9 protein-coding genes are annotated in these 12,464 nt (G+C 47.6%); 4 read left to right on the top strand and 5 right to left on the bottom strand.

Going from position 1 to position 12,464, the window contains the following annotated elements; all coding sequences use genetic code 11:
* Nucleotides 1-15: 15 nt before the first annotated feature.
* From IPP66_02765 to IPP66_02750, 4 genes are all read left to right on the top strand, one after another.
* Nucleotides 16-1,251 carry an acylneuraminate cytidylyltransferase gene (locus IPP66_02765; GenBank protein MBK9924190.1) on the top strand — a complete coding sequence of 412 codons (1,236 nt, stop codon included), beginning with the start codon at nucleotides 16-18 and terminating at the stop codon, nucleotides 1,249-1,251.
* Nucleotides 1,248-2,129 carry an N-acetylneuraminate synthase family protein gene (locus IPP66_02760; GenBank protein MBK9924189.1) on the top strand — a complete coding sequence of 294 codons (882 nt, stop codon included), beginning with the start codon at nucleotides 1,248-1,250 and terminating at the stop codon, nucleotides 2,127-2,129. The genes IPP66_02765 and IPP66_02760 overlap by 4 nt, the downstream gene beginning before the upstream one ends.
* 76 nt (nucleotides 2,130-2,205) lie before the next feature.
* On the top strand, nucleotides 2,206-3,060 hold the full coding sequence (locus tag IPP66_02755; protein MBK9924188.1) for a sulfotransferase domain-containing protein: 855 nt from the start codon (nucleotides 2,206-2,208) through the stop codon (nucleotides 3,058-3,060).
* Nucleotides 3,060-4,691 carry a hypothetical protein gene (locus IPP66_02750; GenBank protein MBK9924187.1) on the top strand — a complete coding sequence of 544 codons (1,632 nt, stop codon included), beginning with the start codon at nucleotides 3,060-3,062 and terminating at the stop codon, nucleotides 4,689-4,691. Before IPP66_02755 ends, IPP66_02750 begins: the two co-directional genes overlap by 1 nt.
* 97 nt (nucleotides 4,692-4,788) lie before the next feature.
* Here IPP66_02750 and IPP66_02745 read toward each other — a convergent pair whose 3' ends face one another.
* The 5 genes from IPP66_02745 to IPP66_02725 form a co-directional block, all read right to left on the bottom strand.
* Nucleotides 4,789-5,850: a hypothetical protein gene (locus IPP66_02745; GenBank protein MBK9924186.1), complete on the bottom strand. Its 1,062-nt coding sequence runs from the start codon at nucleotides 5,848-5,850 to the stop codon at nucleotides 4,789-4,791.
* Between the two features lie 168 nt (nucleotides 5,851-6,018).
* A complete protein-coding gene (locus IPP66_02740; GenBank protein ID MBK9924185.1) occupies nucleotides 6,019-7,509 on the bottom strand; it encodes a PAS domain S-box protein in 1,491 nt (496 codons plus the stop codon).
* A gap of 39 nt (nucleotides 7,510-7,548) precedes the next feature.
* Nucleotides 7,549-7,995: a response regulator gene (locus tag IPP66_02735; GenBank protein ID MBK9924184.1), complete on the bottom strand. Its 447-nt coding sequence runs from the start codon at nucleotides 7,993-7,995 to the stop codon at nucleotides 7,549-7,551.
* Nucleotides 7,996-8,040: 45 nt separating this feature from the next.
* Nucleotides 8,041-10,461 carry a substrate-binding domain-containing protein gene (locus IPP66_02730; GenBank protein MBK9924183.1) on the bottom strand — a complete coding sequence of 807 codons (2,421 nt, stop codon included), beginning with the start codon at nucleotides 10,459-10,461 and terminating at the stop codon, nucleotides 8,041-8,043.
* Nucleotides 10,462-10,654: 193 nt separating this feature from the next.
* Nucleotides 10,655-12,337 (bottom strand): hypothetical protein, encoded by a 1,683-nt coding sequence (locus tag IPP66_02725; protein MBK9924182.1) that lies wholly within the window; start codon nucleotides 12,335-12,337, stop codon nucleotides 10,655-10,657.
* Nucleotides 12,338-12,464: the final 127 nt, after the last annotated feature.

Raw genomic sequence — 12,464 nt, 5'->3', positions numbered from 1 at the left:
CTGTCTACAAAAACCATGACTAATATCATCGCTCTTATCCCCGCACGCGGTGGCTCCAAGGGAATCCCGCGTAAGAACATCCGTGACTTTGCAGGTTTTCCACTGATCGCATGGAGCATAGCGGCAGGTCTGCAGGCCAATAGCGTTTCGCGTGTCATTGTTTCGACTGACGATGAAGAGATCGCGGCAGTTGCACGCGAGCACGGCGCAGAAGCTCCTTTCTTGCGCCCGGCGGAACTGGCACAAGACCGCACTCCTGACCTGCCTGCATTTGAGCATGCTTTGAAGTGGCTTGAAGACATCGAAGGCTACAAACCTGATATTGTGATTCAATTGCGTCCCACTTCACCCATTCGTCCGGTGGGAATGATCGATGAAGCGGTCAAAATATTAACAGATCATTCGGATGCTGATTGTGTGCGTGGCATCGTGCCGGCCGGTCAAAATCCGTATAAGATGTGGAGTTTCAAAGGCTATGACAGGCCGATGAAACCTTTGCTCGAAGTGGAAGGCATTGCCGAGCCCTATAATGCGCCACGTCAAATTCTTCCACCTGCTTATTGGCAAACGGGGCACATTGATGTGATCCGCACGAAGACCATTACACACAAAAAGTCGCTCACGGGTGATGTAGTGTATCCGTTGGTTATTGATCCGCGCTTCACAGTAGATATTGATACGCCTGCTGACTGGATCAAGTATGAAACGCTGGTCTATCAAGGCGGGCTGGATATGGTCACGCCCGATAACAAACGTCGCCGGGCCATGCCTCGCAAGATCGAGCTTGTCATCCTTGATTTTGATGGCGTCATCACCGACAACCATGTGTGGACCGACCAAGATGGCAGGGAGATGGTTGCGGCGTATCGTAGTGATAGCCCGCGCATTAAAGAGTTACGTCAGTATGGCGTTGATGTGATGATCCTCTCTTCGGAGCCGAACACTGTTGTAGCGGCGCGTGCGAAAAAGATGGGGCTGGAGGCAATTCATGGGGTGGGCTTGCAGGATAAAGGGCGTGTGATGCGCGAAGTCCTCGAGCAGAAAAAGATCAAAGCGGAGAACGTCGTTTACGTGGGTAATGACCTCAATGATCTGCCATGTTTCGAAGTCGCAGGCTGGTCTGTGGCTGTGGCAGATGCGTTCCCGGAGGTCATCCGCAAGGCGGATTATGTTTTGAGTAAACCCGGGGGGCACGGAGCAGTCCGTGAGCTGTGCGAAATTATTTTGAAAAAGTTACAGGAGAACAAATGACACGTGAAATAAAATTTGGAAATCGAATGATGGGTGATGGTCATCCCACGTATGTGATCGCGGAAGTGGGCATCAACCATAATGGTGACCTTGATATTGCAAAGAAGATCATCGATGCGGCCGTGCATGCGGGGGCGGATGCGGTCAAGTTCCAGAAGCGTACGCCTGATGTTTGTACACCACTCGATCAGCAGAAACAAATGCGTGAGACGCCGTGGGGTTACATCTCGTATCTCGATTATCGCTACAAGGTTGAATTCAACGAAGAGCAATACCGCGAGATCGACCGCTATTGCAAAGAAAAGAAAATTGACTGGATGGTCTCGGTGTGGGATGAACCTTCGGTAGATTTTATGGAGAAGTTCGATACACCTGCCTATAAAGTTCCGTCCGCTTCGTTGACCGATCACAATTTGTTGAAGCACGTCCGCAAGACGGGCAAGCCCATCATCATTTCAACGGGTATGTCCACCATGGACCAGATCAAGCGCGGCGTGGAAATGGTTGGCAAGGATGACCTCGTCATCATGCACTGCACAAGCACGTATCCGTGCGAACCAGAAGAGTTGAACCTCAACATGATCGGAACACTCCGCAAGGAATTCCCGAACAACCCCATTGGGTATTCAGGCCATGAAGTAGGGCTTGTCCCTTCGGCAGTTGCCATCGCATTGGGCGCTACCTCCATTGAACGCCACATCACCCTCGACCGTGCCATGTGGGGCAGTGACCAGGCCGCCTCTGTGGAACCCGGCGGTTTTGAGAAACTTGTCAAATACATCCGTGTGACCGAAGCTTCTTTGGGCGACGGCGTGAAAAAAGTTTACGATTCTGAAAAAGGTTCGATGAAGAAATTGCGCAGGGTTGTGAACGAATAACATATAATGTAGGGGCACAGCGGCATGACCGCCCCTCATCACTTTGATAATCTGCTGTGCCCTTACATGGAACATTATGAGCCTCTCTCAAAATATCCGCCGCACAATTCGTCCCTTCGGGAAAACCGCTCAATCCATTTTACGATGGAAGCGGTTTTCTTTTCATGAAGCACCGCCTGTATTTGGTAATGCCAAACCCAAGAGCGGCTCTCATTTGTTGTTGCAGGTCCTTGGTGGTTTTTCACAGATCATGCCGTATCGCTTTGTGGAAGCTGACCCTGTTCGGACTATCACGGCACAAGGACGAAGGCGCACAGCGGAGGAAATCCTTGCGGACTTAAAGAACGTGCCTGCGGGTGTGATCGGCTGGGGATATGTGGAAGCCACGCCTGAGAACGCCTCTTTCTTAACCGGGGCTGGGCGCGTCAACTATTTCATTTATCGTGACCCAAGGGATTTGCTCATCTCACAAGTGTTCTTCGCCACCGATATGCACGAGGGACATGGAATGTACGAATACTACAACTCCCTGCCCGATCTTGGGGAACGGCTCAAGGTGGCGATCACCGGTATCGAAAAAGACGGCTTGAAGATGGTTTCCGTCCATGAAAGGTACGATGGCGTCTTTCAATGGCTCGAGCAAAAGAATGTGCTATGCATCCGCTTTGAGGATATGGTCAACAACCGCGATGTCACGTTGAGCGCCATGCTTGATGAAGTGGAAAAGACCGGCTACAAGATCCCCATGCCACGTGAAAAAGCATTGGCAATCTTGATCGAGACCATCCAACCGAAAAAGAGTCGCACCTTCCGCTCAGGGAAAACAGGCGGCTGGAAGAATCACTTCACGGATGAACATAAGAAATTGTTCAAAGATGTAGCGGGGGATTTGGTAGTGCGGCTTGGATACGAAAAGAACAACGACTGGTAATGAAATCACTGAACGAACTCTATACTCAACGTATCAAGCGCGGACTCGTCCGCAGGCTCAATAATTTAAAGGTCGCATCTGTTGCGCGTGAGGTTTCGCGCAAGGAACTCAAACCGACGGGCGCACCGGTTGTCTTCTTCAAGGCATCTACAGGTATTGACGACCTCTCGTGGAACAGCGGATTTCACCTGCTGGCCTCGTGGGCATTGCGCTTGCAGGGAATCCCTGTTGCGTATTTCGCGTGTAACTCCGGTATGAGCAAATGCGTACTGGGAACCAACAGAGATAATCCGCAGAACGCGATGCCGTGTAAGACATGTGTGGCACAGTCGATGGCGTTATATACCGGCGTTGAAACGTTTAAACGTTCAAACATTCAAACTTCGGGCGCTGAATGGTTCGATTTTCAACGTGATGAAGAAATTGCGAATGCCGTTGCGAAATTGTCTGTCCCTGAATTGACGACCTTCGAATGGCAAGGCGTTCCTCTCGGTGCATTATGCCTTCCCGGTCTTCGTTGGATTCTCCGTATCCATCACTTGGACGATGATGAAAACACTCGTTATCTTTTGCGCGAATATATTTTGTCCGCATGGAATGTGGCGCAAAAATTTACAAAGTTTCTCGATGAGACAAATCCGCGTGCGGTGATCGTGTTCAACGGACAATTCTTCCCTGAAGCGACGGCACGTTACATTGCCCAGAAACGCGGACTCAAAGTCATCACACACGAAGTGGGATTACAACCTGCTACGGCTTACTTCACCGAAGGCGAAGCGACAGCATATCCCATCCATATCACTGATGAATTTGAATTGAGCGAAGAACAAAACACCAAACTCGATGCCTATCTTGCCAAACGCTTTCAAGGTGACTTCACGATGGCGGGCGTCAAGTTCTGGGCTGATATGAAAGGACTTGACGAGTCCTTTTTGCAAAAAGCTTCGAGCTTCAAACAGATCGTCCCTATCTTTACGAATGTTATCTTTGATACCAGTCAACCACATGCCAACACGGTTTTTGAAGATATGTTTGAGTGGTTGGATCTGGCTCTTGAAGTCATCAAGTCACACCGTGAGACGTTGTTTGTCATCCGTGCACACCCTGATGAACTGCGTGTGCGAAAGTCCAGCCGCGAGACGGTTCAGGGATGGGTGACCAGCCGCGATGTACAGAAAGAGCCGAATGTCGTTTTTGTGAGTCCCACTGAAACGTTGAGCTCATACGAGTTGATCCAGAAGTCCAAGTTTGTGATGATCTATAACTCAACGATTGGCCTCGAAGCATCTATTATGGGAGCGGCGGTGTTGTGTGCAGGCAAGGCGCGTTTCACACAGTACCCAACGGTGTTCTTCCCTCAAAGTGTTGATGCCTATCAAGTTGAACTCGAAAAGTTCTTGAACGGGGAAAATATTGCAGTGCCCGCAGATTTCAAACGCAACGCACGCAGGTTTTTGTATTACCAGTTGTATCGCACGTCCTTGCCGTTTGGCGATTTTCTTGAACCATCGGTGCGCACAACGCAAACCCGTTTGAAATCATTTGAGTTGGATGCGTTATTGGAATCGGATGCAATCAAAGCCATCATAGATGGCGTACTCAACGATGGGGATTTTCTTTTGAAAGAATAAAAAAAACGGGATGGGCTTTCGCCTCGTCCCGTTTTCGCTTCTTGCTGGACCTTGGTCTGATTCAGCCTCGATGGATATTATTTTGAACGAAGAAAAATTAACGTCTCAATATCCAACTGTTCCCATTCCTCTCATACCCAAGACTGTTTGCATTTGTGTTCAGCCATAACGCCAGCCGTACATAAATGGGGATGCGCTCTTCTGGCTTGCCTTTCCAGGTTTGTATCAAGTCATTTACGTTTCCACCGATAACATCAATGCGAGGAATCTTTGATTCGATTTCGATGCGTAGGGCGGCTTCGTAGATCAGGTAAGGGTCCATGCCTTTCTGCTTAAGCTGACTTTCTACGAGTGGATGAACCAACGTATATCGTCCCCCACGAGTTTCTGCCTCTTCCAGGGCGGCCATCCCATCTCCGATTACAAACCTTGTTCCCGAGCCATCAGTCGAATTGGATGCAATGCTTTTCAGTAATTCAAATGTTTGATTATTTTGTTGAGCATTGTTTTGAACAGGAGTTGGAGCCTTCGGGCTTTCTGTTTTCAGCGGCATCGGGCTGGTTTTCGTCCCTTCAATAAGGCCTATTGAAATAATTCCTGCGGCGAATTGAGGCTCAATATCCTGTCTTTTTACACAATGATAATTGAACAGCATCGAGCAAACGATGATCCCTGCGCGCGCACCATCTCGGTAGTCCAAGCCATGGTGCCTCATGATCGCATTGTATTCTTCCTGATGTGCCTCCTGGATTTGCAAGATCGTTTTTTGCGGCTTATAGTTATCAGGGATCTGTCTGGCGAATTGATCTGGCTTTAATTGCACTCCACCTTTATTGATGTAATATACGAACAAGCGCAGTAGCTTGGGCCATTCTTGATTGGCCTTTTCTGAAAGCAGTATGGTTCCTGGCTCAGAATTGTGCGCCTGCCCAAATGATCGTTGGAGACTTGTGCCTGCCAGCCATGCTCCTGTTGATAGAACTGTTCCGGCATGTATCCCTTGTGGGCCTCGAAAATTCCTATCAAAAATCCCCATCACCTCGGTAGCGGCGTCAGCACGATTCTTCTGTAATGCTGGAGAACCAAATATTTCCTCTTGTGATGGTTGTTTGGGAGACTGTTGATTGGATGGCTTCTTGAAAAGATCTGAAAGCGGCATATATACCCTCCATTGGTTTGATGGTTAGGATTATTGCAGGTTTCGATCAATAAGGCAAGATGATTTTTGTTACATAACACTATATGATGTAACTTTGCAATCCCTTGGCTGATTATGAAGTCTTTGCCGAATTTCCCCGCACTATAACCAGTTGCACCGCAGTTGATGTTATCCGCGCGGCAGAGTGAAATAAAATGTGGAACCCTTGCCTGCTTCACTCTCCACCCAAATCCTGCCGCCATGGATTTCGATGATGCGCTTCACGAGGGCAAGGCCAATGCCTGTGCCGTCGCTTTGAGCGTCCAACTTGTTGAAGAGGCCGAAGATGCGTTCGTGAAACTCTGGGTCGATGCCGATGCCGTTATCTTTGACGTAAAAGATCGGCATATCTCCTTCTTCGCCTTGTTGACCGATCTCAATGCGCGGGTCAGTTTGATCGCCCATATATTTGGCGGCGTTATCGATCAGGTTTTGTAGAATCTGCGTCAGACGCTGACGATCTCCATTGACGATGGGCAGATTTGGCTGAGATCGAACCGTGATGTGTCGTGCTTCCAACTGCCCATGGACAATATCCATGGCATCCTGCACGAGATCATCAAATGGAACATTTTCAGGCGCGTTGATCATGCGTCCGATGCGTGAGAGTCCCAGCAGTTCGGTGAGGAGCGTGTGCATTTTATTGGTAGCGTCTCGAATACGTTGTGTATCTTTTTTGAGACGATCCATGTTGCCGGATGCGGCGTCCTGTTCGATATAGCCAAGATAACCATTGATGGTGACAAGTGGGGATTTGAGATCGTGAGAAACGGTGTAGGTGAATTGAGTCAATTCAGCATTCTTGGCTTCAAGGTCGGCGATGAATTTCTCACGTTCCTGCTCGAATTGTTTTTGCTTCGTGATGTCACGAGAGATCACTTGGATTGCGTAGATCGCATCATCCTTTTTTAGTAATGCAATATGGATCTCGAGCCACAGAATCTTATTGTCATTTCGGGTGACCTTGATCTGAAATGGGTCATACAACATCCCCCCTATGACCTTTGTAAACCTTTCTATGATGATGGGCTCATCGGCCTTATCCAACACACCAAGGTTTAGAAATGATTTCCCGATCATTTCCTGCCTGGGGTTATTGGCAATGATCTCAGCCGCCTTATTACAGTCCAAGATCGTGCCATCCAATCCGATCAGCATGATCGGCTCTGGTGATGACTCGAAGAGACTACGGTATTTCTCCTCGTTCTCGCGCAATGCGGCTACTGCCTGCCTTTTTTCATCATTCAAACGCTTTTCTTGCAAAACACGCTCGACTGCTGAACCCAAACGCCCCAAACGATCTTTGAGCAAATAATCCCGTGCCCCTTGATGCATGCACTCTGCCACCGCTTCTTCCCCAACGGTGCCTGTGACAACAATAATTGGCATATCCATGCCTTGTTGTTTCATCAGTTGTAATGCATGCAGTGCACTAAACTGCGGCATGGAATAATCCGCCAGAATGACATCGAGATCGTTCGATAGACAACGTAGATAATCTGTCTCATTGTCTACCCGACGCCATTCGGGTTCGTATCCTGCACGGCGCAACTCATATAAAATCAGCTCGGCGTCCGTTTCAGAATCTTCAAGTATCAAGACCCGCAAGGGAAGCGGCATGTATTTATCCTGCCAAAGAATGGATTACAAGTCATTGTGTTAAGAACTTTTATATGTGGGTGTCTTATTAAGTAACACCCAATAGAGACCCATATGTCGTACAGCCTCAACAAATTGTTCGAAGTCAACAGGTTTAACAATATAACTATTGACACCCAGTTGGTAGCTTTCCACTATATCACGTTCTTCCCGAGATGATGTGAGAACAACAACAGGAATGGTCCGAGTGCGTACATCTGCCTTGATTTGCTCCAGAACCTCCAGCCCATCCACTTTGGGGAGTTTGAGATCAAGTAAGATGATTTTGGGGTGATTGTTGGGTTGACGATTGGCAAAGGCACCTGTGCAAAATAAATACTCCAATGCCTCTGCCCCATCACGCACCACCTGAACTTGATTGGTGATATTGTTTTTCTTTAAGGCATAGAGAGTCAATTCCTCGTCATTCGCGTTATCTTCCACAAGCAAAATTTCGACGCCTTCCATGTTTTCTATCATGTGACCATCTTTCAATAATCAGGTTCGTGTGCCTTAAGGCACAGCTTGGATTGTAAAGAAGAAGGTGGCTCCCACATTCGGTTCAGCCTCAACCCATATCCGCCCTTCATGGCGGAGGATGATCCGTTGCACGATAGCCAGTCCCACCCCTGTCCCTTCGAATTTGTCACTGTGATGCAGGCGTTGAAATACACCAAATAATTTATTTGCATATCGCATATCAAAACCTGCGCCATTGTCTTTTACAAAAAATACTTGCTCGCCATTCTCTTGTATACAGCCTATTTGTATCTGTGCTATATCTCGTTCTCGTGTGAATTTGACTGCATTGGATACCAAGTTCATCCAAACCTGTTTTAGCAGAATGGGGTCACCCTGACAGATCGGAAGTTCTTCGATCTTGATTTCCACTTTTCGTTTTTCTGCATCGATTTGTAGCGTTTCCATTACCTGCTTGACCAAGTCAACCGTGTTAACAACCTGCTTGTTGACCGGTTGACGACTCAGCCTGGAGAATGTCAACAAATCATCGATCAAGCGACCCATTTGATGCGTATTGTTTCGAATAATCCCCAGCAAACGCACTACTTCCGTCGGAAGAACCGATGCGTGGTCATCCATCAACATTCGAGAGAAACCGTCAATTGCCCGTAGAGGTGCTCGCAAGTCGTGCGAAATAGAATAGGAGAACGCTTCCAACTCTTTGTTGGCTGATTCCAATTGATGTGTTCGTGTTAATACCTGTTGGGTGAGTCGTGATCCTTGCAGAGCACTGCTGATTTGTGCGCGCAAGTTTTCGTAGATCACACCTTCCATGGGACCAACTTCAAGCACTAAGAGCCCTTGTCTCTCGTTTCTAAAATAGAGCGGTTCCACAACAATGGGAGCTACAGAATGAGCGGGATGCACGCACTCGGGAAATAATCGACCTGTTGGGAATTGCAACTTGTCTGGCGGTAAATCCAAGCGCTTGCCGTTATCGTACGCAAGGAGTATATGGGACCACATGGCTGGTTGATCTGGATCATCATATAAAGACAGATAAAAACTTGGAAAGCCAAGCTCGGGTAACCGTTCATATAGGGTGTCTACGAATAGTTGCTCTCCAAAGGATGTGATCAATGTCTCTGATGTTTGCATTAGTTTTTCTACTTGCCGCTTGATCTTAAGTTGCTGTCGAATGAATACCCGTTGATGGATCTCCGTCACCAGCACACGTGCCTGATTGAATAGAGTCTCTCCCAGCCATCCAATATCACCGTTTGATAGTTCCTGTTGTCGCAATACAGAGATGGCGTTTTGCCAGGCAATTGCATCAAAGTGCGTACTCTGTGTTTGGATAAGAGATTGCCTCAACGCAGAAAGAAATTGATTTGATGTTTTTGATGTAAGGTCACTCTTGAAGAGTTTTGACAGATTTTCCAACTCTGAAAGAGGAATTTTTAAATCTTGCGCAACAACAGTCAAGGTGACCGGGACGCCTCCTTCTGGAATGTTTGAATCGCTTCTGTCGGATTTTGGATGGGACTCCAATTCGGTATTAGATAGTGATAGCGATTTTGCAATACAGCCACACGACTCTCCTACAAGAAGTGGTGCGGACATAATCGATTGGGCGGGTAAGTTTTGTCCGCCCAATAAGTTCAGGAGCATTTCCACGCCCTGGCGACCCAATTCATAGAATGACTGATAGACAGTTGTAATGGATGGGATGTTTGCCTGCGCATCGTCGACACCGTCAAAGCCCACTACTGCAATGTCTTCGGGTACATGTAGACCACGTGATTCGATAGCTTTGATCACCCCGAATGCTATGTAGTCTGAAGATGCAACGATGGCGTCGATTTTGAGATGCGAATCATCAAACCATTGAGCGATCACCTTTTCTGTCATTTCATAGGCAGTTGTCAACTCAAACAATGACTGGGCTACATACTCTGGATTTATCGGAATGCTGTAAGCCTGTAACGCATCAGCATAGGCGCGATAGCGCTCATCGGCATCTGGGTGACCTATTGGTCCACGAACGATGGCGATATTTTGGTAGTTGTGTACTTTAATCAGGTGCTCAACTGCTGAATACACCCCTCGATAGTTATCGATCGAAAGGTTGGGATAATTTTTGAATCCCCCGCCAATCGTCACAAGCGGTATGTCTTTATAGCGTTCTAGAACAGACTCGCCCCGGTCTATGCCTATGCCTTCTGCGATCCCGGCATACCAGACAAGTAGCCCATCAACATATCTGGCATCTACCAGATCGAATAGAACTTTAGATTGAGGATCAAACGGTGGAATGGAACTGAGGCTGATCGCCGGGTAATATACCAAGCGTACTCCTTGTTCCTGGGCGGCTTTTACGGCACCCTGCCATAGCTGGTTCTGTACTGTATTTACTAGACCACTCCCCAACAAGCCTATGGTGCCAGGCCTGGCAAGTTGACCTATGCTCATATCATCCTTTGGTTCTTGAGAACTTTGACATATCTTGCGTTCAACTCATTGTGATTATATTATGTAATATGTGAGAATGGACTTTCTCATCCTTGTGTATCGTAAGAACAGAATGAGTTCACTCTGGACAAAGTGAATGACAATACATATTGAGATGATGTGGATGCAAAAGTAATCGACGCCTGCACTGTTACTAGCGGACTGTGATCAGATTCCAAGCGTTTTCCAGCAAGGTCTCTGATTTTTGTGTTCGGGGATCATATCGTATCAGCCTGTTGGCCGACGTATTCATGTCAGCCGATTCACAGATGATAGTATTGTCTGGGAGGATGTCTTGAAAGTAATCGAAAACTTCAGTGTCAGATTCCCAATAGAATGATTCCTCTGTTTGGAAAGAATACATCAGATAGGAATCGCGATAAGAACCATCGGGTGTTGATGCAGTAATTTTGATGATGAAGCCGTTTTCTCGGAAATAGATTGAACCGCCGAAGTAGTCCTTCATATTTGGATCGATGGGGATCTCGGCGACCGGATGGTCTTTTTTTGTGTCGTAGACGAAGTATGACGATCCGTCTACAGATTTGAGGAACAGGTATCGCCCGTCGGTGGATGCGGGCACAATGTCTGAAGATGTTTCACTCGTGTAAAAGCCGATCAGACGTGCCTTACCGTCGAGTGTAAGACGAAAGACTGGTGAGTCGGATTGTGGGAAGGAAGGATAATCATTCACAATAGACGGCGTATTCACAAAACGATTGAGTGGTACGGCTGTAAAGATCAGACTTTGGTCTTCAGTAAGCAGGTTCATCAATGGGTTGTGAGATGTTATTGCAGTTGACCATGGGATCGTGTATTTAAGTTCTTCTTTATCATTGAACGGCGAAACAACTTTGACCTCACAGCGATCTTCGCATTCGTAAGAATATGTCATTGCTTTGCCCCCTCGTAGGGGGTGGTAAGTCGTGGTTTCAACAGGCACTTGAGTTTGGTCCCCGTGGATATTGATAAGGGTCCTGTCTCCCCGGAAGTACCACAGGTCACCTGTCAATGAACCCAGGATTGATGAAGTTTTTTGAGGCTTGATCCCAGTGTAGATCGTGCGTGCCGTTCCTGTTGACAGATCCAGTTCACGCAGGGACATGCTATTTTTGTCACCATTAAGATAACGCAAAGAACGCCCATCTTCCGAAAGGTGCGCCCAAGAGCGGATTTCACGGAATGCGCCTGTATAGGCATCGTTGTTGACGTGTTTATCAATGATCTCCGCTGTGAGAGTCTCCAGGTTGATCAACACAAGAGGTCCGCTGTCTGCTTGGGTGCCGTTGTCACCGGCACTGCCTGATGTGGTGGTGTAAGCAAAGACGAGATACTTGCCGTATACCGCAGGTACAGTCCAATTGGAACGGGAAGAGTCATCTGTCACTGGCAGGTATGGGAGTTCGATCGTTTGTATGCCATCGGGAGTGAGCATATAGGCGTGGAGTTGGGCACCTTCATCGGTGAATAGGATCGCTCGTTCGGTGTCCACTGGAAAAGCATCAAATTCCTTTTGGTAGCCAGGTAGATTGCCGATCTCGCGCACTTCACCGTCCTGGTTGACCGCGAAGACTATATCTTCAGTGTTGGATGCCCAGTACCAGTGAGCAGATAGCGGCTTCGGCGTAGGAGTGAGAGTTGGTTCAGTAGTAGTAACGGTAGTGGCTGTTGTTTCGACAGTTGTTGTACTTTTGATGGGAATCGATGTGTTTGATGATGTGACTGGTGCCTCATCTGGAGTGGCTGGTGATGTTGTGGGTGATGCGGAGTTTGTGCAAGCCAGCAGGTTCAAGGTGAAACATACGATTAGGAATATACGGATGAATCTGTTAAACATGATTTTCCTTCCATACTTTATGTAGTGCTTGTTTATACCGAAATTACAGGTTATGTTTATATGCGACATTGGGGGGATATAAAATAGGCGACTTGTAGAGTTGCCCCTGACGTTGAGTTATATCTTT

This window comes from Candidatus Defluviilinea proxima, from assembly GCA_016721115.1.
GTDB lineage: Bacteria > Chloroflexota > Anaerolineae > Anaerolineales > Villigracilaceae > Defluviilinea > Defluviilinea proxima.
This window is presented reverse-complemented; position numbering and strand designations above follow the sequence as displayed.

Bases quoted from the DNA above. Each gene is read 5' to 3' on its own strand.
- IPP66_02745 (MBK9924186.1), bottom strand. From the start codon at position 5,850: ATGCCGCTTTCAGATCTTTTCAAGAAGCCATCCAATCAACAGTCTCCC.
- IPP66_02735 (MBK9924184.1), bottom strand. From the start codon at position 7,995: ATGGAAGGCGTCGAAATTTTGCTTGTGGAAGATAACGCGAATGACGAG.
- IPP66_02730 (MBK9924183.1), bottom strand. From the start codon at position 10,461: ATGAGCATAGGTCAACTTGCCAGGCCTGGCACCATAGGCTTGTTGGGG.
- IPP66_02750 (MBK9924187.1), top strand. From the start codon at position 3,060: ATGAAATCACTGAACGAACTCTATACTCAACGTATCAAGCGCGGACTC.
- IPP66_02740 (MBK9924185.1), bottom strand. From the start codon at position 7,509: ATGCCGCTTCCCTTGCGGGTCTTGATACTTGAAGATTCTGAAACGGAC.
- IPP66_02755 (MBK9924188.1), top strand. From the start codon at position 2,206: ATGAGCCTCTCTCAAAATATCCGCCGCACAATTCGTCCCTTCGGGAAA.
- IPP66_02765 (MBK9924190.1), top strand. From the start codon at position 16: ATGACTAATATCATCGCTCTTATCCCCGCACGCGGTGGCTCCAAGGGA.
- IPP66_02725 (MBK9924182.1), bottom strand. From the start codon at position 12,337: ATGTTTAACAGATTCATCCGTATATTCCTAATCGTATGTTTCACCTTG.
- IPP66_02760 (MBK9924189.1), top strand. From the start codon at position 1,248: ATGACACGTGAAATAAAATTTGGAAATCGAATGATGGGTGATGGTCAT.